Consider the following 23,655-nt stretch of genomic DNA (forward strand, 5'->3'; position numbering starts at 1 on the left):
CATGCTGCGACCATAACCCACCCTTTACGCGACCTCCAAACCCACGGGCGCTGACGCCTGTCACCGGCCTCAGACGACCGGTGGCTCCAGCAGCAACCCGTACAACCCTGAGTCGGATAACTCACCCGCCACGCACCAGCGTGCCCGCAGGGTGCCTTCGAGCACGAAACCCTGGCGCTCCAAGGTGCGTGCCGAGCCTTGGTTGCGCGGATCGATCTCCGCCTCCAGTCGGCGCAGATGCAGGGTGTGGGCAAGGTAGTCGATAAAGCAGGTCAACGCCTCGTCCATGTAGCCACGGCCCTGGGCCGTGCGAGCCAAGCAGTAACCAATCTCGCCACGGCGCGAGGGCTCGTCGAGATTGAACAGTTGCACCATGCCGATCAACTCGCCGTTGTCGCGGCGGTACATGCCTAGCTTGAGCAACTGGCCACTGGCATAGGCTTCGCGGTCGGCGGCCAGAGCGCTCTGAGCCTCGGCCAGGGTCTGCCAGGGGGCGTGGTACCAGTAACGCATGACCTCGGGGTCGGCCATGATCGTCAGCCACTGCTGCGCGTCCGCATGGCGCATGGGGCGCAGTTGCAAGCGTGGGCTGTCGAGACACAAATCGCTGGGGAAACGGCGGGGGTCGGGCACGCCGGGACTCCTGTCCGATGTGGGGAAGATGACAGTCTAGCGTCAGCCGCTGCCCGCAGGTACCCACTACCGCCTTTTGGCTAATGGGCGGCTTGCACCTGAGCAACGGCACAAGACCGCCCCACACATCGACCGCAATCAGGTCTTTGTGTGAGCGCGGCCTCGTGCCGTGACGCTCAGCTTGGCTCAGAAGCCCAGGCTGAAACTCACGACAACGCCGTGGTCGCGCGCTTGTTTGGAGAGCTGGCCGGAGTACCCGATCCCGAGCTTGCCACGCTCGCCCATCGACAGGTCCAGCCCCGCCTCGATCACCGCCGCATCCTTGGCAATCGGTACACCCGAGGTGGTGAAACTGCCACCGCCTTCGGTAAAGCGCAGGTCGGCTTTCGGATCGGTATCGCCGAAGGCGTGCCGCCAGCCCACCGACAAGCGCGGGGTGATCGTGGTGCCCTTGCTCAGCGCCATCCGTTTACCCACGCGCACACCCAAGGTTGAGTAGGTCACATCCTGCTCGACGCTGCCGCTCAAGCGCCCAGCCCCACCCTTCTCGTGGAAGCGGTCGCTGTCGTAGTTGACGTAGGCCAGGCCGGCGAACGGCTCGACGGCAAAGCCACCTGCTTCGATGGCGTAGCCCACTTCGCCGAACACCTGGGCGCTACGCGCCTGGTAGTTACCCTTGATACGGTCGTTGTAGGTGCCCACCACGACATCGCGTTTGCTCTCGATCTCGTGCCAGGTGTAGCCCACCCCCATGCGCGCGGCGAAGGCGTCAAGCTGGTAGTTGAGGTACGCGGCCAGGTGATAGCTGTCCACCGACGCATCCGAGCCACGACGCTTGGCGTCGATACTGGCATTGGTATAGCCCGCAGCGACCCCGACTTTCCACTGGTCATCCAACGCCTTGTCGACGCCGAGCAGGAAGCCCTGCAACTGGCGATCGACACTGGCAGCGCCGTTACTCGCATCGTAATCGCCCCAGCCGCCGATGGCGCGGATCCAGCCGACGGCCTGGCCCTGGCAACCTTCGCTGGTGAGCTGCTGGTTGGCGGTCGGTGCCAAGGTGCGGCGTGGATCGTCCTGATGGGTGCAGTCGGCCTGACGCAGGCGATCATTGACCGCCTCGCGCAGATAGCGCGAGTCCTCCATCAGCACCGTGGCGGTACTGGCGTGGATTTCGCCGGACAGGCTGTCGAACGCTGCCTGGGCCTGGCTGGTGCTCATGGGCAGGATGTTGGTGGTGATTAGCGTCGGCGCCCCAGGACCGCTCAGGGCAGCGGCCACCCCAGCCTGGTTGGGGCTACCGGCGGCACGCCCGAAGCCGGTGCCGTTACGGCTCACCGACAGGGTGACCTCGTTGCCCGTGTAACTCAGCGCGCTAGTGAGGAACGCCGAGTTGCTCAGGTTGGTACTGGCAAACGTACCATTCACCCCACCGGTGGCGCTGACCACGGTGTACTGCCCGCTGCCGGTGAAGCCGGTCAGGTTGACCACCTGCAGGCTGCCGCCCAGGTTGGCGGTACCGCCGACGTTGAGGTAGCTCACCGGGTTGGCGCCCAGGTCGATGGCCAGGGTGCCGCTGGCGGCATTGGTGAAATTGCCAGTCACCGTCAGGTTGCCACCTGCGCCCGGCATCACCCGGCCTTGGTTGATCAGGCTGGCGACGCTGCCGGTGCCGGTGAGCATGGCCCCGGAGGCGACCGTCACCGCCGCCGCCAGGCTGGCACCGGGGTTGGTGCGGTTGCCCACTTCAAGCACGCCTTGGTTGACGTTGAATGCACCAGTGGTCTGGTTGCCGGTGAGCAGCAGGGTGCCCAGCCCGGTTTTGCTGGTGGTGCCGGTGCCGGTCAGGCTGCCATTGAAGGTGCCGTTGCCCGACTGCACGAACACCAGGCTGGCGTTGTTAAGAATATTGCCCTGCAAGCTGGTGGTGTTGCCTGCCAGGGTACCGCCGCTGACCGTGGTGCCACCGGTATAGGTGTTGGCACCGGACAGGATCAAGGTTCCGGCGTCGAGCTTCTCGATACCCCCACTGCCAACGATCGGCGCGCTGACCAGCGCGGTGGCGCCGGCATCCACACGTACCGCCGCCAACGCGCCGCCGCTGCCGTTGGTGGCGGTCAGGCTGGCATTGCTGCCGGCCACCAACTGGTAGCCATTGGTGAGGAACTGCATGCCGGTAAAGGCCTGGTTGCCCTGCACGGTGACAGTGCCGGCCTGGCCACCGAACACGGCGAACTGCCCGCCCCAGCTTTCGCTGTTGATACCCGTGGAGTTGGTCCAGTTGGTGTTCGAGTTCCAAGTGCCACTGCCACCGACGATGGTGCCGTCAGGTGTGGTCTGGCTGCCGTTCCAGAATTGCAGCGAACCGGCCGCGCCCTGGACCACCAGGTTGATCTGGTTGGCAATCGCAGTCTGCAAGCTCAGGTCGCCCAAGGCCACGCTACCCGGCACGGCGCCGAACACCAGGCCATTGTCGCTGAGCACACCGCCATAGCTGAACAGGCGGTACACGCCTGGGCCGAAACCACCGGCATCGGTGACGTTGAGGGTACCGTCCAGGGTCAGGTTACCGGCTACCGCGACCACGGTGGTGGACGCGCTGGGCGCACCAAGGGTGAAGTCCAGGGCACTGCCCGAGGCCAGGCTCAAGCTACCCACCGACAGCGGCGTGCTACCAGGCCCCGCGGCCAGGGTCGCGCCGTTCTGGATCTGTACCGCACCACTCAAGGTGCCACTGCCACCCAGGCTTGCGCCGTTGCCGACGCTGACCGTGGCACTGTCGAGGCGACCGTCGACCACCAGGCTGCCAGCGCTGACCGTGGTGTTTCCGGTCAGTGTGTTGTTGCCGGTTAGCAGCAACTCGCCAGTGCCGGCCTTGGTCAGGGTGCCGCTGCCGGTGAGGTTACCGGTGTAGCTGCCATCGCTGTTCTGCTCGAAGGTCAGCGCGGCGTTGTTGGCAATCGCACCTTGCAGGCTGCTGCTGTCGCCCACCAGGCTGCCGGCGTTGATCAGGGTGCCACCGGTATAGGTGTTGGTGCCACTGAGCAGCAACTCGGCTGCACCGTTCTTGATCAGTCCGCCCGCACCGCTGATATCGCCAGCCAGTTCCAGGTCGTTGCTGCCTGCAACAGCCAGCGCGCCGTTGAGCACGGTGTCGTTGGCCAGTGTGACGCTGGTGTTGCTGTCCAGCGCCGTGTTGGCCGCGGCGGTCAGGGTGCCCGTGCCCAACGCCGCGGCGTTGCCGACCACCAAGGTGCCACCGTTAAGCGCAGTACCACCGGAGTAACCGTTGGCGGCGTTGAGCACCAAGGTGCCGGTGTCGTACTTGACGATGCTGCCAGTGCCGTTGATGGCCAGGTTCAGGGTTGCCGTAGCGCCGGGATCGACACGTAGGTTGGTGGTGCCGCTGGTGAGCAGCTCCGCGCCGGTGCCAGCATTGAGCACATAGCCATCGCTGACGAACTGCAGGCCACTGAGCGACTGCGAACCGTTGACGGTGACCGTGCCCGACGTGCCCTGGAACACTGCGAAGGTCTGGTTCCAGGGGGTATTGAGCACACCGTTGGCATCGGTCCAGTTGGTGTTGGTGCTGTCCCAGGTGCCGGTGCCGCCCTCGATGACCCCATCGGCCACGGTCTGGCTGCCGTCCCAGAACAGCACGTTGCTGGCGCCGCCGACCACCAGGTTGACCTGGTTGCTGACGCTGGTCTGCACAGTAAGGTCGCTGGCCGGCACGGGCGTGCTGCCAATCGCCATGCCATTGTTGGTGAGGCTGCCGCCATAGGTGAACAAGCGATACACGCCAGCGCCAAAGCCGCCGACGTCGGTAATGTTGAGGGTGCCGCCGAGGGTCAGGTTGTTGGCCACGTTGACCAGCGGCGTGCTGCCGATCGGTGCGCCAAGGGCCGCGTTGAAGCTAGAGCCACTGCCCAGGGTCAGGCTCGCGACATTCAGGGTACTGCCCGTGGTTCCTGCCAGGCTGCCGCCATTGGCCACCACCACGTTACCGCCCAGGGTACCGGTGCCGCCCAGGCTGGCGCCACTGCCGACGTTGACCGTGCTACTGGCCAAGCTGCCGTTGACCGTCAGGCTACCGCCCTGCACGTTGGTGGTGCCGCTGTGGCTGTTACTGCCGGTCAAGGTCAGGGCGTCGCTGCCCTGCTTGTCGAGGGTACCCGTACCGCTGATGTCGCCATCGAACACCCCGCCCTGCACGCCCAGGCTGTTGCCAGCGGCCACCTGGACCGCGCCACTGCCAGTGATCTGGCCCAAGGTGGTGTTGCCATCGAGGTTGAGGCTGGCGCCGCTGCTGACGTTCAGCGCGCTCTGAGTACCGAGGGCCGTAGTGCCCACGGTACTCAGGCTGCCGGAGATCAGGTTGATGATCCCGCTGAAGGTGTTGTTGCCCGCCAGGGTCAGGTCAGCCAGACCGGTCTTGTTCAGGGTGCCGTTGCCACTGAGTACGCCCGCCAGTTGCAGGTCGTTGCTACCCAGCACGTCGAGGATGCCGCTGACGGCCACGTTATTGGCCAGGGTCACGGCACTGTTGCTGTCGAGGCTGGCGATGCCGGTGACGCTCAGGGCGCCACTGCCCAGCGCGGTATCGCTGCCCACCACCAAGGTACCGGCTTGCAACTCGGTGCCGCCGCTGTAGGTGTTGGCACCGTTCAACTCAAGGATGCCGCCGCCACTCTTGCCCAGTTGCCCGGCGCCGGCCACCACGCCATTGAGGGTGATGTCGTTGCTCCCGGACACGTTGAACAGCCCGGCCAGGTTGACGTTATTGCCCAGGGTCACGCCCTGGCTGCTTTGCAAGCTGGTGTTGGCGGCGGCATTCAGCGCGCCACTGCCCAAGGCGGTATCGCTGCCGACGATCAAGGTGCCTGCGTTGAGCGTGGTATTGCCGCTGTAGCTGTTATTGCCACTCAGTTGCAGGCTGGCGCTGCCGGCCTTGACCAGCCCGCCGCTGCCACTGACGTCGCCTTCCAGCACCAGGCTGTTGCTACCGGCAATATTCAGCACGCCGCCGAGGACGACGTCGTTGCCCAGGGTCACCGCCGAGTTGCTGTCCAGGGTAGTGCCGGCGTTGGTGCTCAGGACACCGCTGCCCAGGGCACTGTCGCTGCCCACGATCAGCGTACCGCCGCTGAGCTGGGTACCACCGCTGTAGCTGTTGCTGCCGTTGAGCACCAAGGTGCCGGTGTCGAGCTTGTTGAGCGTGCCGCTGCCGGTCAAGGCCAGGTTGAGGGTGGCCACGGCACCTGGGTCGACCCGCACGCTGGTGTCGCCGCTGCTGCCGTTGATCAGGTTCAGCGAGCCACCGGCACCGGCATTGAGCTGATAACCGTTGCTGACGAACTGCATGCCGTTGACGGCTTGCGCGCCCACCACGCTGATTGTGCCGGCGCTGCCCTGGAACACCGCGAAGGTGTCATTCCAGGTGGTGTTGCTGGTGCCGTTGAGGTCGGTCCAGTTGCTACCGGCAGCGTTCCAGGTCCCGCTGCCGCCGTCCACCTGACCGTTGCCGGTGGTCTGGCTGCCGTCCCAGAACAGGATATTCTGGCCGGTGCCGCCGACCAGCAGGTTGATTTGGTTGCCGATGGCGGTTTGCAGGTCCAGGTCGCCCACGTTGACACCCAGCGGCAGGCTGCCAAAGTCCAGGCCGTTATCAGTCAGGGCACCGGTGTAGTCGAAGATGCGGTAAACGCCGTTGCCGAAGCCGCCGATGTTGCTGACGTTGAGCGTGCCGTCCAGGGTCAGGTCGCCGTTCACACTGAACAGCGCCGTGCCGCCCGTGGACGGTGCAGCCAGGCCAACATCGACGAGCGAACCGCTGTTGAGCACCAGCGAGCCAAGCCCGAGGGTGGCGCCGCTGTTGCCGACCAGGTGGCCACCGTTGGCCACGGTCACCGGGGCATTCACCGTACCCGTACCGGTCAGGCTGCCGCCATTGGCAACGCTGAGGCCGGCACTGGCGAGGCTGCCGTCGACCTTGAGGGTGCCGGCGCTGATTTGGCTGGTGCCCAGCAGGGTGCTGGCGCCGCTCAGGGTCAGGGTAGCGCTGCCGACCTTGATCAGGTTACCCGCACCGCTGAAGGCGCCGGCAAACACGCTGTCGGTGTTGTTGCTGCCGACGCTCAGGGTGCTGCCAGCGCCGATCTGCGCCACACCGCTGCCGGTCAGGCTGGCCAGGTTGGCGTCGCCGTTCAGGTTGAGCGCGCCAGCAGCGCCGATGTTGATACCCGCCAGGCTGTCGAGGATGGCGCTGCCGAGGGTGGTGACGGAGCCGGCCTGGATGTCCAGGCTACCGGTGATGCTTTTGCTTCCAACCAGGGTGGCGTCCTCGGCGCCAGTCTTGATCAGGTCGCCGCTGCCACTGAGATTGCCGCTGATCACCAGGGCGTTGTCCACCGCCAGGGTCAGCGTGTTGCCAGCGGCGACATCGACGGTGTTGCCCAGCACCATGGGCGCTGCGTTGGCCAGGGTAGCGTCGCCGGTCACGTTGAGCATGCCGGTACCCAGGGCACCACTGTTGCCCAAGGTGAGCGTGCCAGCGGTCAGTTCAGTGTCACCTTGGTAGCCGTTGTTGCCAGCCAAGGTCAGGTTGCCGCTACCAGCCTTGACCAGCCCGCCGCTGCCGTTGATGACGCCTGCCAGGGTCAGGTCGTCGGCAGCGTCAACGGTGAGGCCGGCGTTGAGACTGAAGTTGTTGCTCAGCATCACCGAGCCGATGCTACCCAAGCTGGACGCGCCGGCCACGGTCACGCCGCCCAAGCCCAGGGCATTGCTGCTGCCCACCAGCAGGCTGCCGCCATTGAGCGTGGTGCCACCGGTGTAGCTGTTGCTGCCGTTCAGGGTCAGGCTGCCGCTACCGGTTTTGCTCAACCCGCCGTTGCCATCAATGGCGCCGTCCAAGGTCAGGTCGCCGCTACCCGGTACGCTGAGGTTGCCGTTCAGGTGCACGTCGTTGGCCAGGGCCACGCTGCCGTCAGCCGCCAGGCTCGCGCTACCGCCGACGGTGAGGCCGCCAGTGCCCAGGGCCGTGTCGCTGCCGACGATCAGGCCGCCGGCATTGAGCGTGGTGCCGCCGTTGTAGCTGTTGTTGCCATCCAGGGTGACGGTGGCCGCGCCATTCTTGACCAGTCCGCCACTGCCGTTGATCACGCCGCTCAGGGTCAGGTCGTTGCTGCCAAGCAGGTTCAGGGTGGCTAGGTCGAGGTCGACCGCGTTGGCCAGGGTCATGGCCTGGCTGGTGTCGAGGGTGGCGTTGCCGGTGATGCTCAGCGCACCGCTGCCCAGGGCGTTGGCACTGCCCAGTACCAGCCCGCCAGCTTGCACTTCGGTGCCGCCGCTGTAGGTGTTGGAGCCATTGAGGGTCAGCACACCGCCGCCTTGCTTGACCAGCGCGCCCGCGCCGCTGATCACGCCGCCCAGGGTCAGCGCCTGGGCGTTGGTCAGGTCCAGGGTGGTGCCAGTGCCGAGGCCGATGGCATTGGCAAGGCTCATGGCGCCGTTGCTGGTCAGGGCGCTGTCGCCAGTGACCGTCAGCGCGCCGCTGCCCAAGGCGCTGCCGTTGCCCAGTACCAGGGTGCCAGCGCCGAGGCTGGTACCACCGGTATAGGTGTTGGCTGCACCCAGGGTCAGGATGCCGCTACCGATCTTGGTCAGGCCGCCAGCGCCGCTGATCACACCGTTCAGGGCCAGGTCGTTGGGGCCGGTGAAGGTCAGGCCGGCGTTGAGCACGACTTGGTTGCTGACGTTGTTCAGCGCGCTACTAGCGGCCAGGTTGGCTGCGCCGCCCACGGTAAGAGTGCCTAGGCCCAGGGCATTGTTGTTGCCCAGGGTCAGGGTACCGGCGTTGAGGGTGGTGCCACTGAGGTAGCTGTTGGCGCCGCTCAGGATCAGGTTGGCGGCGCCGTTTTTGGTCAGCCCGCCCGCACCGTTGACCAGCCCGGCCAGGGTCAGGTCGTTGCTGCCGGTCACGTTGACATTACCCGCCAGATTGAGGGTATTGCCCAGGCTCACCGCAGTGCTGCTGTCCAACGTGGTGCCGGCTGCGGCGTTCAGCGCGCCGAGGCCAAGGGCGGTGTTGCTGCCCAGCACCAAGGTGCCGGCGTTGAGCGCGGTGTTGCCGAGGTAGCTGTTGCTGCCGGCCAGGGTCAGGCTGCCAGCGCCGGTCTTGATCAGCCCGCCCGTGCCGCCAAGGGTGCCGTTGAGCACCATGTTCTGCGCAGCGGCCAGGGTGAGGTTGCCGAGCAGGTTGATCTGGTTGGCCAGGGTCAGGTTGGCGCTGTTGCCCAGGGTGGTGCCACCCGAAGCGCTCAAGGCACCACTGCCCAGCGCGTTGCTGTTGCCCAGGATCAAGGTGCCAGCGGTCAGCGCAGTGCCGCCGCTGTAGGTGTTGTTGCCGTTCAGGGTCGCGGTGCCGCTGCCACTCTTGGTGAGCTGGCCGGTACCGCTGATCACGCCGCCAAGGGTGAGGTTGTTGGCCCCGGTCAGGCCGAGGTTGCCGTTCAGGGCGATGGCGTTGGCCAGGCTCAGGTTACTGCTGCTGGCCAGGCTGCCAGCGTTGACGCTCAGTGCGCCGGTCCCCAGCGCCAGGGCATTGCCTACGGTGATGGTGCCCGCATTCAGGATGGTGCCGCCGCTGTAGGTGTTGACGCCGGACAGGGTCAGGTTGGCGGCGCCGTTCTTGATCAGGTTGCCGCTGCCGGCGACCACGCCGCTCAGGCCCAGGTCGGCGCTGCCGCCAAGGGTGAACGCCCCGGCCAGGGTGAACACATTGCCCAGGGTGACAGCGGTGTTGCTGTCCAGACTGGTGTTGGCCGCAGCGCTGACGGCGCCGCTGCCCAGCGCGGTGTTGCTGCCCACCACGAGGGTACCGCCCTGCAGCATCGTGCCGCCGGTGTAGGTATTGGCGCCATTGAGCACCAGGGTGCCGGTGTCGAGCTTGCCGAGCATACCGCTGCCGCTGAGGGCGACGTTGATGCTGGCGGTAACGTTGGGGTCGACACGTACGGCGAAGGCGCCGTTGCTACCGTCGATCAGGTTCAAACCACCACTGCCGATCAGACGATAGCCATCGGTGACGAACTGCAGGCCGGTGGCCGACTGAGTACCGGCGAGGGTGACATCGCCCGCAGTGCCCTGGAACACCGCAAAGTTGCTGCCCCAGTTGCTGTTGAGAACACCGTTGACGTCGGTCCAGTTGGTACCGCCGCTACTCCAGGTGCCGTTACCGCCGTCGATCACGCCATTGGCGATGCTGTTGTTGCCGTCCCAGAACTGCACGCCACCCGCCGCACCGCCCACCAGCAGGTTGACCTGGTTGCCGATGACGGTTTGCACTTCGAGATCGCCAGGCAACACGCTGCCGGGCACGGCACCGATCAGCAGGCCGTTGTCCACCAGCGCGCCGGTGTAGTCGATCAGCCGGTAGATACCCACGCCGAAACCGCCGAGGTCGGTGACGTTAAGGGTGCCGTCGAGGGTCAGGTTGCCGTTGACGCTGACCAGCGCGGTGCCACCTGTGGCCGGGCTGCCAAGGCCTACGTCGAAGATCGAAGCGCTGTGCAGGGTCAGGCTGCCCGTACTCAGCGTGGCGCCACTGCTAGCGGCCAGGTGCGCGCCGTTGGCGATGTCCACGGCGCCAAGAATGCTGCCGCTACCGGTGAGGCTGGCACCGCTGTTGACCTGCACGTTGGCGCTGTTCAACGAGCCGGTGACGTCCAGCGCACCTGCGTTGACTGTCGTGTTGCCGCCGATCACGCTGATGCCCGACAGCTCCAGGCTGCCAGTGCCGTTCTTGATCAGCCCACCGCTGCCAGCCAGGGCGCCGCTGAACACGCTGTCGAGGTTGCTGCTGCCAACACTCAGGTTGGTGCCGGCGCCCAGGTTCACCGTACCGGCACCGCTCAGGCCACCAACGCTGGTGCTGGCGCCGAGGTTCAGGCTGGCACCGGCACCAACATTGAGTGCCGAGGCATTGCCAAGCGCCGTATTGCCCACCGTGGTGAGGCTGCCGGCAAGCAAGTCGATGGCCCCGCTGAAGGCGTTGGCGCCACTCAGGATCAGGTCGGCCAAGCCGTTCTTGATCAGCCCACCGCTGCCGCTGATGTCGCCGCTGAGGGTCAAATCGTTGCTGCCGCCTAGGGTCAGGGTGTTGCCCAGCGCAATGTCGTTACCCAGGTTGACCACGGCACTGTTGTCCAGACTGGCGGCGCCGGCCACAGTCAGAGTGCCGCTACCCAAGGCGTTGTCGTTGCCGACGATCAGGCCACCTGCGTTGACAGTGACGCCACCACTCAAGGTATTGGCGCCGTTCAGGGTCAGGGTGTTGCTGCCGCTCTTGACCAGTTGCCCGGTGCCGCTGATTACGCCAGCAAGGCTCAGGTCGTTGCTACCGGCCAGGGTCAGGTCGGCGCCCAGGGCGATAGCGTTGCCCAGACTGAGCGCCGCGCTGTTATCCAGGCTGGCAGCGCCGCCGACGCTGAGCGTACCGCTGCCCAGCGCGTCGTCGTTGCCCAGCAGCAGACTGCCGGCGTTGAGCAGGGTGCCGCCGCTCCAGGTGTTGTTACCGTTCAGGGCCAAGGCGCTGGCGCCGTCCTTGATCAATTGCCCGGTGCCGCTGATCACGCCATCGAGGTCTAGGTCGTTGCTGCCGGACACGGTCAGGTTGGCGTCCAGTGTGATGGCATTGCCCAGGCTCAGTGCCGTGTTATTGTCCAGGCTGCTGGCCCCGGCCACGGTCAGCGTACCGCTGCCCAGGGCGTTGGCATTGCCCAGCAGCAGGCCGCCGGCATTGAGCGTGGTGCCACCGCTGTAGGTGTTGCTGGCAGAAAGGGTCAGGGTAGTGGTGCCGTTCTTGACCAGACTGCCAGTGCCCGCGATCACGCCACCCAGGCCAAGGTCGGTGCTGCCATCGACGGTCAAAGCGCCTGCCAGGTTGAGCGCATTGGCGAGGCTGAGCGCAGTGCTGGTGTCCAGATGGGTGCCGCCCGCAGCATTCAGTGTGCCACTGCCCAACGCGCTGGCGTTGCCCAGTATCAGGTTGCCGGCGTTGAGGTTGGTGTTGCCGAGGTAGGTGTTGGCGCCGTTCAGGGTGAGGGTGGCCGAGCCATTCTTGGTCAGTCCGCCGACGCCCGCAATCACGCCGCCCAGGGTCAGGTCGTTGCTGCCGGCCAGGTTGAGGTTGCCCGCCAGGTTGACATTATTGGCGATATTCAGTCCGGCAACGTTGCTGTCGAGGGTGGTGTTGGCGGCGGCATTGAGGGCGCCGCTGCCCAGCGCGGTGGCGCTGCCCAGCATCAGGGTGCCCGCGTTGAGAGTGGTGTTGCCGCTTTGGGTGTTGTTGCCACTTAGGGTCAGGGTGGCGCTGCCGTTCTTGATCAGCCCGCCGCTACCGCTGACGGTGCCCGTCAGGTTGAGGTTGTTGGCGCCCGCCACGGTGAGATTGCTGCCCAGGTTGACGGCGTTGTCCACGCTCAACGCGGCCGTGCTGCTCAAGGTTGACGCGCCACCGACGCTCAGCGCGCCCGTGCCGAGGGCGGCCGCGCTGGCCAAAGTCAGGGTACCGGCGTTGAGGGTCAGGCCGCCGCTGAAGGTGTTGACCCCACCCAGGGTGAGGTTCGCGCTGCCGTTCTTCACCAGCGCGCCGGTACCGCTGATGATACCGCCCAGGGTGGTGGCACTGGTGCCGGCCAGGGTCAGCGTGTTGGCGGCCAGATCCACCGCGTTACCCAGGTTGACCGCGGTATTGGCATCCAGACTGGCGTTGCCGGTCAGGCTCAGCGCGCCGCTGCCCAGCGCGTTGTTGTTGCCCACGGTCAACGTGCCGGTGTTCAGGGTAACGCCGCCACTGAAGGTATTGTTGCCATTGAGCGTGAGCCCCGCCGCGCCGGTTTTGACCAGGCTACCGGTGCCGCTGATCACGCCGCCCAGGGTGGTGGCGCTGGTGCCCAACAGGTTCAGGGTGTTGGCGCCAAGGTTGACCGCATTGGCCAGACTCACGGCGGTGTTGGCGTCCAGGCTGACGTTACCGCCCAGGGTCAACGCGCCGCTGCCCAGGGCGTTGTCGTTGCCTACGGTCAAGGTGCCGGCATTGAGCGTGGTACCGCCGCTGAAGGTGTTGTTGCCATTGAGCGTGAGCCCCGCAGCGCCGGTTTTGACCAGGCTGCCAGTGCCGCTGATCACGCCGCCCAGGGTGGTGGCGCTGGTGCCCAACAGGTTCAGGGTGTTGGCGCCAAGGTTGACCGCATTGGCCAGACTCACGGCGGTGTTGGCGTCCAGGCTGACGTTACCGCCCAGGGTCAACGCGCCGCTGCCCAGGGCGTTGTCGTTGCCTACGGTCAAGGTGCCGGCATTGAGCGTGGTACCGCCGCTGAAGGTGTTGTTGCCATTGAGCGTGAGCCCCGCAGCGCCGGTTTTGACCAGGCTGCCAGTGCCGCTGATCACGCCGCCCAGGGTAGTGGCGCTGGTGCCCAGCAGGTTCAGGGTGTTGGCGCCCAGGTTGACCGCGTTGGCCAGGCTCACGGCGGTGCTGGCGTCCAGGCTGACGTTACCGCCCAGGGTCAAAGCACCGCTGCCCAGGGCGTTGTTGTTGCCGACGGTCAGGGTGCCAGCGTTCAGGGTCAGACCGCCGCTGAAGGTGTTGTTGCCGTTCAGGGTCAGGCCTGCGGCACCACTCTTGATCAAGCTGCCAGTGCCACTGATCACACCGCCCAAGGTGGTGGCGTTGTTGCCGGGCAGCGTAAGGGTGTTGGCTCCCAGCGCGATGGCGTTGGCCAGACTCACCGCGCTGCTGGCGTTGAGCGTGGCACTGCCGGTGAGGCTCAGGGCACCGGTACCCAGCGCCGCATTGTTGCCGACGTTGAGGGTGCCGGTGGCCAGCGTGGTGCCGCCGCTGTAGGTGTTGGCGCCACTGAGGGTCAGATCGCCGCTGCCGCTCTTGACCAGCGAGCCGGTGCCGCTGACCACCCCGCTCAAGGTCAAGGCGTTGCTGCCCGGCAGGGTCAACGCTGCGCTCAGCCCCACGGCATTGCTCAACACCAAGGGCACACTGCCCTGCAGCGTGGAGGCAGCAGTCACGCTCAGTGCACCGCTGCCCAATGCGGCAGCGCTGCTCAGGTTCAGGCCACCGCCGCTCAAGGTAGTGCCGCCACTGAAGGTATTGGTGCCGCTCAGGGTCAGCAGGCCGGTTCCGGTCTTGACCAACGAGCCGGTGCCGGAGAGCACGCCGCTCAGGGTCATGGCGTTGGCGCCACCAGCGGAAAGCGCACCATTGAGGGTGATGGCATTGGCCACGGTCTGTCCGGCCACACTGGCCAGCAGACTACCGCCGTTTGCGATGATCGCGCCGGTGCCGAAGGCAGATCCATTGTTGAAGTTGATCACGCCGCCGTTGAGGGTGGTCTGCGCCGCGCCGCTCATCAGTTGGCCAACGAGCGTCCAGGTGCCACTGTCAACGATCAGGCGGTTGAAGTTGATGTAGTTGGCCGCATTGATGGTGCCGCTGCCGGCACTGCCGCTGCCGCCGCCAATCGCATTTTGCAGCGCCAGGGTGTTGGTGCCGCCGGCACCACCGTCGACCACACCGGCGGCGGCGAAGGACAGCAATGGGTTGCTGGTGACCAACAGCTCGACGCCCACGCCCAATCCGGCACTCACCAAGGAGCCGGTAATGGCGTTGAAACGGTTGGTGCTGTTGGCGCCCATCGACAGGCTGCCGGTCAGGGTGCCGGCGTTGGTGAAGGTGTTGCCGGTAGAGGAAGCCTGAAACGCCGTACGGCCCAGGATGGTGCCGGTGTTGGTGAAGTTCACCGTACCGCCGCCCGTCACGGCGATGACCGGGGTGTCCTCGCTGAGCAGGCTCAGGCTGGCCAGGGGCGACGAACCGATGCTGCCGGCGTTGCTGATGTTGGCCGTGCCGCCTGAGGCGATACGCACGTCCATCGCCATGCCGGTGAGGTTCAGCAGGTTGGTGCCCAACAGCGCGCCAGTGCCCTTGATCACGCCGGTGGCGGTGTTGTTGATGGTGAGCGTACCACCGGCACTGGTGTTGCCGATCTGCAACGCAGTCGACTGGATACTCAGCGCGCCCAACAACGTTGGGTCGATCGTACCGGAGTTGTTCAACGTGTTACCGCCACCGCTGAGTGTAAGCGAGGTACCGCCCACACCCAGCAACGTCCCCAAGGTTGCGCCGCTCTGCACGTTCACCGTCAGCCCGCCAGTGGCGTTACTGTAGCTTGGCGCGAGCGGGTTGGCGGCCCCGGTGCAGGTCACGGTACTGCTCGCCAGGCTGCATGCAGCCAGCACTTGCTCGCTGGTGAAGGTAAAGGCCAAGGTCCCTACGGCCAAGCTTACGGCCAGAGACAGCTGAGACACACGGGCAGGCAAACGAACGGCAACACTTCTGTCCACGGGGCGCTCCTTCGTGGATCAGGCGTTCAGTCCTTTGAGGCGTGTGAAGCGTCGTTTTAGAAACTGCGAAACACGCATTGGCCGAAAACCTGACCCCTGGCTACAGATTTTCCTTTGAGGGAATGTGTAGCCGGTCGGAGTCAGGGGAGCACAGCGCAGGCGCAGGTCAAATAGTGTTAATACTTTTTCTAGCCACCCCGTATTCATTGGATTATCTAGCGCAACGGATTGGATCCAGCCGACGAAAGGTAGTGGCTAAGTGCTAGACCATACGGGCTTTCGGCGTGTTTTCGAGCGCACGCGCGGGCGCGGTTCACGCCACTTGCGCGCCGTCATCGGGCCAGTGCGGCTCGTTGGCCTCCGGTGGTGTCAGCGGTGGCAAGCCATAGGCTGCACGGGCGTCGTCGCATCTGGGATTGTGTACACCGTTTTCCCAGGACGCCTCGAACTCGCGGCAAGGGCTCGAACGGTTCTCATAGATCGTGCAAGCCACTTGGGTGCCGATCTCGCCGCCCAGGCTGACGCAGCGGCAGGGTTTGGCGTCGGTACCGATCATCGCGACCCGGGTGGGGTTGATCTGCACCACCAGATCGTCGGGCACCAGCCCGCCGGCAGACTGGCATTCACCCCAGAAGAAAGACACACGAAAGTAGCCGCAGCAGGCGCCGCAGGTCAGGCAAGGGTTCTGTTCGGACATGATGGCCAGGAGGGAAAGTTGTTGTTGTCGGGCCGGGTGGCCGCGGCGCTATTTGTAATCCAGGCGCGAACGGCTGAGAAGAGGGGGGAATGAAAAAAACACGGCCGCTGGTCGCGGCCTCAAGCGGCTAGCTACAAGCGGCAAGAAAAAGCACTGTGCTCTCCCCTGCCACTGATAGCGAAAGCCACAAGCAGCCGGTATTGCACCGTTCAGCTGGCGGCTTGCGGCTTATTTGCTGGTCAAGCCATCGGCGCGGAACATCTGCCGAATACCGCGAATGGCCTGGCGAATGCGGTCCGGGTTCTCGATCAGGGCAAAACGCACATGGTCATCGCCGTAATCGCCAAAACCAATGCCCGGCGACACGCAGACCTTCGCCTCAGCCAGCAGCTTCTTGGAGAACTCCAGCGAGCCCAGGTGTGCATAGGCCTCGGGGATCTTGGCCCATACATACATCGAGGCCTTCGGGTTCTCGACCATCCAGCCCATTTCATGCAGGCCCTTGACCAGCAGGTTGCGGCGCTGGCGGTACTGCTCGGCGATGTCGCGCACGCATTGCTGGTCGCCTTCGAGGGCCGCGATGGCCGCCACTTGCAGCGGCGTGAAGGTGCCATAGTCGTGGTAGCTCTTGATTCGTGCCAAGGCGCTGACCAACTCGGGATTGCCGACCATGAAGCCGATCCGCCAGCCGGCCATGTTGTAGCTCTTGGACAGCGTGAAGAACTCCACCGCGATGTCCTTGGCCCCCGGGACCTGCATGATCGACGGCGCCTTCCAGCCGTCGTAGACGATATCGGCGTAGGCCAGGTCATGCACTACCAATACATCGTACTGCTTGGCCAGGGCCACCACGCGCTCGAAGAAGTCCAGTTCGACGCACTGTGCGGTCGGGTTGGAGGGGAAACCGAGGATCATCATCTTCGGCTTGGGGATCGACTCGCGAATCGCCCGCTCCAGCTCGTTGAAGAAATCCACCCCCGGTACCAGCGGCACCGAGCGTACTTGCGCCCCGGCGATCACTGCGCCGTAGATGTGAATCGGGTAGCTGGGGTTGGGGACCAGCACGGTATCACCCTGGTCGAGGGTGGCAAGCATCAGGTGCGCAAGGCCTTCCTTCGAGCCGATGGTGACGATGGCTTCGCTTTCCGGGTCGATCTCAACCGCGTAGCGCTCCTGATACCAGCGCGAGATGGCGCGGCGCAGACGCGGAATCCCGCGGGAGGTGGAGTAACCGTGGGTGTCTTCACGCTGGGCGACCTGCACCAGCTTCTCGACGATATGCGGCGGGGTCGCGCCGTCGGGATTGCCCATGCTCAGGTCGATGATGTCCTCGCCGCGGCGGCGCGCGGCCATCTTGAGCTCGGCGGTGATATTGAAGACGTATGGGGGGAGACGATCAATGCGCGCGAAACGGCGCGGCGAACCTGGATTGGCCATGCTTTCCTCTGGGGACGTAAGCGCCCGGAACCGTCCGAGCGACGCTGGTCGCTGCGGCGACCAAATCAGACGATAGTCCCGCAGCAGTTATTTAGTAAAGAGAAATTTCCTGTTTTTATAAATTTTTTCAGGCCTATACGTCGTATTTTTATGATTTACACGAACACAAAAACATTCAACCCCCTCATACAGGGCTGCAACCCATTGATTTGCAAGCCGCCATGACGCTCGACGCAGGTCAAATCATCAGGTGCTCAGCGCAAGGCGTTGTAGGTAGCCCCATCGACCTGTGACAGCGCCAACCCCTCACGCGGCTCGAACCCCTGTCCGGTGATGGCGCTGAAGCTTGAGCTCTGGTTGCCGTAGTGGGCAGTCCGGTCATCGACGCTGCCTTCGGTCAGCAGGGTGTACGAATGCTTGCGCATGGCCACGTAACGCGCCTCTTGCCTGGCCATGGTGTTGTGGTACTCCATCAACTGGCCATCGCTGAGCTTGACGGTCTTGGCCAGCGACACGCCCCAGCGCGACAGGCACACCTCGGCGAAATGGCGCACGACCAAGCCGGGCTCGACCAGATCCTGGCCGCTACCTGCACCGTCGGCCGAGGCATTTCCTACAAGCGTCGCATGGCGTCCGGGCATCGGAAAAACATGCACACGCGTGCCCGCAACGCAGCGCGGCACCACGCAGGCGAAGCCCTTGGAGCGCTCGTCGCGGGAGTAGAAGCCGACATACTCCTTGACGTTATCTTGCAGTAGCACGCGATGCGGCTGTACCTGCAACACCCCCGGCACCGGGTCGATGACGAAGATGTTGACCGGCACGTGCATAAGCTGCGGATCATTGGCCATGGCATTGGCGAGCATGTGGCAACTAATACCCCCCCTGCTCCACCCCACCAGGTTGACCTGAGACGGGATACGCGGCTTGCGGAACAGGCGAATGATCTGCTCCTGCAAGTCCTGGGAAGTGAGCAGGCGACTGCCATAGTCGTAGGTCCGCCAGAACCACGAAGCGGTCGCGGTGGCATCCGGGATAGGTACACCCGATGCCTTGAGTCGGCTGTACTCGGCCTCGCTGAGGTTCGTGCGCTTCCAGTTGCTCTCACCCTTGATGAGTTGCAACACGTGACTGACGTTCTCTTCCCAGCCTCGGCCAAACAACTGGCCGGTCCAGTTGAAGTATCCGCCAGGTTCGACGAACAAGTCATCATCCTGCAGGTTGCCGCTGCCTGGACCATCGACTGCGATCCAATGGGCGAACTCCCTGCCCTGATCGTTGCTGGCCAGGGTCGAGACCAGCTCGCCGTTCCAGAAATGCGGATGGCGGTCGTCGAAACGGTGCGAACCGGTGCCACAGAAATACGCCGTGAATACGCTCATGCCAAAGGCTCCTGAATGATCGGAGCCCAGAGGATGAATAGCCGCAGACTTCACCAACAGCCGGAAACCCGACCGCCAGATAAAGAAAAACCCCGGCACGAGGGCCGGGGTTCTCCGTATAACAGGCGTCTGTATCAGCGCGCGTAGGTCATCAGCACATCGGCTGCGGTCTGGCTGTCCACCCCCATCATCACGCTCAAGGCTGTGACGAGGAGAATGGAGAAACCAAACACTTTGCGCGCCCACTTGCTGTCGTCCTCGGCCTTGTAGCCGCCCCAGGCCATGTACAGCCAGTACAGGCCCATGGCAGCGGCGACGGCGAGGTAACCCAGGCCGGCATAGCCACCCAAGGTCAGCATCAAGGTGGCGAGCACGAAGGCCAGCACGTACAGCACGATCTGCTTCTTCGCCGCCAGGATACCGCGCGCCACCGGCAGGACCGGAATGTTGGCAGCGCTATAGTCCTTGAAGCGGAAGATCGCGATGGCGAAGCTGTGCGGCATCTGCCACAGGCTGAACATCACCAGCAGGGTCACGGCAGCCAGGTCGAAGCTGTTGCTCACGGCGCAGTAGCCAATCACCGGAGGCATGGCACCGGACAGGCTGCCAACCAAGGTGCCGTGCACCGACTTACGTTTGAGCCACAGGCTGTAGAAGCCGACGTAGACGATGAACCCAACCAGCGCACAGAACGCCGCCAGCGGGTTGGCCTGGACATACAGCAGGCTGAAGCCCGCCACCCCGAGCAGGGTGGCGTAGACCAGCGCGAGGGTCAGCGACATGCCGCCCTGCACCATGACGCGGTTCTTGGTGCGCTCCATCTTGTGGTCGATGTCACGGTCGATGCAGTTGTTGAACACGCACCCGGACGCCACCACCAGCGAAGTACCGATCACCACTGCCAGGAACAGGGCGAAGTCCACATGGCCCTTCGAGGCAAGGAAGAAGCCGCCTGCCACGGAAAGCACGTTACCGAAAATGATCCCCGGTTTGGTGATTTGGATAAAGTGCTTAACGGACATGCAGGCTTACCTCACTTGGCCATCATTTCGAAGTGGATGCTGAACATGATCCACAGCGACAGGCCGACCAACAGAGCGATCACCAAAGTGGTGAACAGGAACGTCGACACGTTGGAACGCTGCTCTTTCGAGCGATCCATGTGCAGGAAGTAGACGAGGTGTACTACTACCTGGATGACGGCCATGGCCACCACGATCAGAACGGTCAGGTTCTTCGGCAGGCTTGGGAACATCACCAGGCCAAACGGGATCGCGGTCAGGATGATCGACAGTACGAAGCCGATCATGTAGGACTTCACGCTGCCGTGATTGCCTTCGTGATGAGTGTCGTGTGCGCTAGCCATTACAGAACCCCCAGCAGGTAGACGACGGTGAATACGCAGATCCAGACCACGTCCAGGAAGTGCCAGAACAGGCTCAGGCAGCTCATGCGGGTCTTGGCGGTCGGCGTGATGCCGTGCTTGTTGATCTGATACATCATGACCGACATCCAGATCAGACCGGCAGTCACGTGCAGACCGTGGGTACCGACCAGCGCGAAGAACGCCGACAGGAAGCCACTGCGCTGCGGGCCGAAACCTTCTGCGACCAGGTGATGGAACTCGTAGATTTCCATCGCGATGAAGCCGGCACCGAACAGGAAGGTCACGGCCAACCAGCCCAGTACGCCTGCCTTGTTACCGGCGAACATCTTCAGCATGGCGAAGCCGAAGGTGATCGAGGACAGCAGCAGGAACGCGGTCTCAACCAGCACGAAGTCGAGCTGGAAGATGTCGTGACCCGACGGGCCGCCGGCAAAACTGCCGGACAGCACCGCGTAGGTGGCGAAGAGCGACGCAAACAGGATGCAGTCGGTCATCAGGTAGAGCCAGAAACCGAGGACGGTCATCTGGCCCGAGTCGTGGTGGTGATCGTCGTGCCCATGGTCGTGACCATGTGCATCACCGTGCATTACTTGAGTGGACATTGATTACACCCGTTCAAACGATTCGACACGTGCGCCGGCAGGCAGAGCACCTGCTTGAGCCAGCGCTTTCATGCGCTCGCCCTCGATGCGCGCCACTTCTTCGGCCGGCACCATGTAGCCCTGGTCGTCACGCGCAGCGTGGCGAACGAAGACCGCGATGGTCGCGACCAGGCTCGCGCCAACCAGCCACCAGATGTGCCAGATGAAGGCGAAGCCGAACACGGTCAGGAACAGACCCATGAACAGGCCGGTAGCAGTGTTGCTCGGCATGTGGATCGCTTCGTACTTGGCAGGCGCCTTGTAGGCAGCACCGGCTTGCTTGGCTTCGTGCCAGGCGTCCAGACCAACGTGTTCTGGCATGTGAGCAAAGTTGTAGAACGGAGGTGGCGACGAAGTCGACCATTCCAGGGTACGACCGCCCCATGGGTCGCCGGTCACGTCCAGGTTCTGCTTGCGGTCGCGGACCGACACGTAGATCTGGATCAGCTGGCAAGCGATACCGAACAGGATCAGCACGGCGCCGACGACGGCCACGTACAGGTAGGGTTCCCACAGCGGGTTGTCGGAGTGGTTCAGGCGACGAGTCATGCCCATGAAGCCCAGCGCGTACAGCGGCATGAATGCCACGTAGAAGCCGGAGATCCAGAACCAGAAGGCAGCCTTGCCCCACTTCTCGTTCAGGGTGAAGCCGAAGGCTTTCGGGAACCAGAAGGAGAAACCAGCGATGTAGCCGAAGACCGCGCCACCGATGATTACGTTGTGGAAGTGAGCGATCACGAACAGGCTGTTGTGCAGGACGAAGTCAGCACCTGGAACGGCCAGCAGAACGCCGGTCATACCACCGATCGAGAAGGTGACCATGAAGCCCAGGGTCCACATGATCGGCGCGGTGAAACGCAGACGGCCCTGGTAGATGGTGAACAGCCAGTTGAACAGCTTCACACCGGTCGGAATGGAGATCAGCATCGTCGCCAGGCCGAAGAAGGTGTTGACGCTGGCGCCGGCACCCATGGTGAAGAAGTGGTGCAGCCAGACCGCGAAGCCGAGCACGGCAATCGCGCCCGAGGCGTAGATCATCGAGTGGTGACCGAACAGGCGCTTGCCTGCGAAGGTCGAGGTGACTTCCGAGAACACACCGAAGGCCGGCAGGATCAGGATGTAAACCTCAGGGTGACCCCATGCCCAGAACAGGTTGACGTACATCATCGGGTTCCCACCAAGCTCGTTGGTGAAGATGTGGAAGTCCAGATAACGGTCAACGGTCAGCAGGGCCAGTGCAGCAGTCAGGATCGGGAACGAAGCGACGATCAGCACGTTGGCCCAGGTGCAGGTCCAGGTGAAGATCGGCATGTCCATCAGCTTCATGCCAGGGGCGCGCATCTTCATCACGGTGACGAGGAAGTTCACGCCGGTCAGTGTCGTACCCAGGCCTGAGAGCTGTAGCGCCCAGATGTAGTAGTCGACACCCACCCCAGGACTGTACTGAATACCCGCGAGCGGCGGATAGGCAACCCAGCCGGTCTTGGCGAATTCACCAACGCCCAGCGAGATGTTGACCAGCAGCACGCCTGCCAGCAGCAGGTAGAAGCTCAGGGAGTTCAGGAACGGGAAGGCAACGTCACGTGCACCGATCTGCAGAGGAACAGCAAGGTTCATCAGGCCGGTGAAGAACGGCATCGCCATGAAGATGATCATGATCACACCATGCGCGGTGAAGATCTGGTCATAGTGTTCAGGCGGCAGATAGCCTTCGGAGCCACCGGTGGCGGCGGCCAGCTGGGTACGCATCATGATGGCGTCGGCGAAGCCGCGCAGCAGCATGACCATCGCGACGATGATGTACATCACGCCGATTTTCTTGTGGTCGACAGTGGTCAACCACTCGGTCCACAAGTAGGTCCACTTGCGGAAATAGGTGATGGCACCAACGACGGCGATACCACCGAGCGCGATCATGGCAAGCGTCACCATGACTATCGGCTCGTGATAGGGTATCGCCTCCAGGCTTAATTTACCGAACATCTCTTACTCCTCTGCACCGGCAGCTGGTTGCACACTCGATTCCACACCGTGGGTAGTGGCCAGATCTTTGCTGCCAGCTTCTTCGTGGACCGGCTTGCCGCGGTTCATGCCTTCGTACTTGTCGACGATGGTCTGGAACAGCTCAGCTGGCGCCTCGCTGTACAGCGCGACTGGGTTGTATTCGCTAGGCTTGGCCAGGGCTTCGTACTCGGCCTTGCCCAGTTTCAACGGCGACTGCTTCACTTCGGCGACCCACTTGTCGAAGTCTTCCTGGGAAGTAGCAGTAGCCTTGAATTTCATGCCGGTGAAGCCGGCGCCGCTGTAGTTGGCGGAGATACCGTCGAACTCACCGTTCTCGTTGGCGATCAGGTGCAGTTTGGTGGTCATGCCGGCCATGGCGTAGATCTGGCCGCCCAGGCCCGGGATGAAGAACGAGTTCATCACGGCGTCGGAGGTCACACGGAAGTTGACCGGGACGTTGGCTGGGAAGTTGATCTTGTTGACCGTGGCGATACCCTGCTCCGGGTAGATGAACAGCCACTTCCAGTCCAGTGCGACCACGTCGATCTGGATCGGCTTGACGTCCGAATCCAGCGGACGGTAAGGGTCCAGCTTGTGGGTGGAGTGGTAGGTGAAGTAGCCCAGGGCAATGATGATCAGGATCGGGATGATCCACACCGCGGCTTCAATCTTGGTCGAGTGCGACCAGTCCGGGGTGTAGGTGGCAGCCTTGTTGGAAGCACGGTACTTCCAGGCGAACGCCAGGGTCATGATGATGACGGGCACGACCACCAGCAGCATCAGGCCGGTGGCGATCAGGATCAGGTTCTTCTGCTCAATGCCCACCTGGCCCTTCGGATCGAGCAGGGTCCAGTTGCACCCACTGAGTAAAAGCATGCCTAAAAAGGGCAATATGCCAAACAGTCTGGGGTAACGCTTTTTACTCATCTCACGACCTCTAGATCAGCTTGCTTCAATGCAATTTGTGTTTTGGTAGCCAACACTTCGTCCTGCCAAGTGCGGCACTGCGCGCCCGTACTGGCTCCTGCCCGTGGTCTGACTGCAGGACCTTGG

Annotated in this window: 10 protein-coding genes; all 10 read right to left on the reverse strand. The window is 63.8% G+C overall.

What is annotated here, in order from left to right; translation table 11 throughout:
- Positions 1-69: 69 nt before the first annotated feature.
- Entirely contained in the window at positions 70-633 is a 564-nt protein-coding gene (locus FEM01_RS08185) for a GNAT family N-acetyltransferase (RefSeq protein ID WP_138218926.1), read from the reverse strand.
- A gap of 186 nt (positions 634-819) precedes the next feature.
- Complete coding sequence (locus FEM01_RS08190) at positions 820-15,054, reverse strand: autotransporter-associated beta strand repeat-containing protein (RefSeq protein ID WP_240791737.1); 14,235 nt, start codon at positions 15,052-15,054, stop codon at positions 820-822.
- A gap of 313 nt (positions 15,055-15,367) precedes the next feature.
- Positions 15,368-15,751 (reverse strand): YkgJ family cysteine cluster protein, encoded by a 384-nt coding sequence (locus FEM01_RS08195; RefSeq protein WP_138218927.1) that lies wholly within the window; start codon positions 15,749-15,751, stop codon positions 15,368-15,370.
- A 228-nt stretch (positions 15,752-15,979) separates the two neighbouring features.
- Positions 15,980-17,188, reverse strand: coding sequence for an alanine transaminase (alaC, locus tag FEM01_RS08200; RefSeq protein WP_138218928.1), 1,209 nt, complete (start codon positions 17,186-17,188; stop codon positions 15,980-15,982).
- A gap of 254 nt (positions 17,189-17,442) precedes the next feature.
- Positions 17,443-18,570, reverse strand: a complete 1,128-nt coding sequence (locus FEM01_RS08205) for a hypothetical protein (RefSeq protein WP_138218929.1) — start codon at positions 18,568-18,570, stop codon at positions 17,443-17,445.
- 134 nt (positions 18,571-18,704) lie between these two features.
- Positions 18,705-19,592 carry a heme o synthase gene (gene cyoE / locus FEM01_RS08210; protein ID WP_138218930.1) on the reverse strand — a complete coding sequence of 296 codons (888 nt, stop codon included), beginning with the start codon at positions 19,590-19,592 and terminating at the stop codon, positions 18,705-18,707.
- 11 nt (positions 19,593-19,603) lie between these two features.
- Positions 19,604-19,936, reverse strand: a complete 333-nt coding sequence (gene cyoD, locus FEM01_RS08215; protein WP_138218931.1) for a cytochrome o ubiquinol oxidase subunit IV — start codon at positions 19,934-19,936, stop codon at positions 19,604-19,606.
- Positions 19,936-20,559, reverse strand: coding sequence for a cytochrome o ubiquinol oxidase subunit III (gene cyoC / locus FEM01_RS08220; protein ID WP_138218932.1), 624 nt, complete (start codon positions 20,557-20,559; stop codon positions 19,936-19,938). The genes cyoD and cyoC overlap by 1 nt, the downstream gene beginning before the upstream one ends.
- Before the next feature lie 3 nt (positions 20,560-20,562).
- On the reverse strand, positions 20,563-22,581 hold the full coding sequence (gene cyoB / locus FEM01_RS08225) for a cytochrome o ubiquinol oxidase subunit I (RefSeq protein ID WP_138218933.1): 2,019 nt from the start codon (positions 22,579-22,581) through the stop codon (positions 20,563-20,565).
- A gap of 3 nt (positions 22,582-22,584) precedes the next feature.
- Positions 22,585-23,529, reverse strand: coding sequence for a ubiquinol oxidase subunit II (gene cyoA, locus FEM01_RS08230; protein WP_138218934.1), 945 nt, complete (start codon positions 23,527-23,529; stop codon positions 22,585-22,587).
- Between the last annotated feature and the right edge of the window lie 126 nt (positions 23,530-23,655).

The organism is Pseudomonas mosselii, assembly GCF_005796105.1.
Classification (GTDB): Bacteria; Pseudomonadota; Gammaproteobacteria; order Pseudomonadales; family Pseudomonadaceae; genus Aquipseudomonas; species Aquipseudomonas mosselii_C.

Bases quoted from the DNA above. Each gene is read 5' to 3' on its own strand.
- FEM01_RS08195 (WP_138218927.1), bottom strand. From the start codon at position 15,751: ATGTCCGAACAGAACCCTTGCCTGACCTGCGGCGCCTGCTGCGGCTAC.
- alaC (WP_138218928.1), bottom strand. From the start codon at position 17,188: ATGGCCAATCCAGGTTCGCCGCGCCGTTTCGCGCGCATTGATCGTCTC.
- FEM01_RS08205 (WP_138218929.1), bottom strand. From the start codon at position 18,570: ATGAGCGTATTCACGGCGTATTTCTGTGGCACCGGTTCGCACCGTTTC.
- cyoE (WP_138218930.1), bottom strand. From the start codon at position 19,592: ATGTCCGTTAAGCACTTTATCCAAATCACCAAACCGGGGATCATTTTC.
- cyoD (WP_138218931.1), bottom strand. From the start codon at position 19,936: ATGGCTAGCGCACACGACACTCATCACGAAGGCAATCACGGCAGCGTG.
- cyoC (WP_138218932.1), bottom strand. From the start codon at position 20,559: ATGTCCACTCAAGTAATGCACGGTGATGCACATGGTCACGACCATGGG.
- cyoB (WP_138218933.1), bottom strand. From the start codon at position 22,581: ATGTTCGGTAAATTAAGCCTGGAGGCGATACCCTATCACGAGCCGATA.
- cyoA (WP_138218934.1), bottom strand. From the start codon at position 23,529: ATGAGTAAAAAGCGTTACCCCAGACTGTTTGGCATATTGCCCTTTTTA.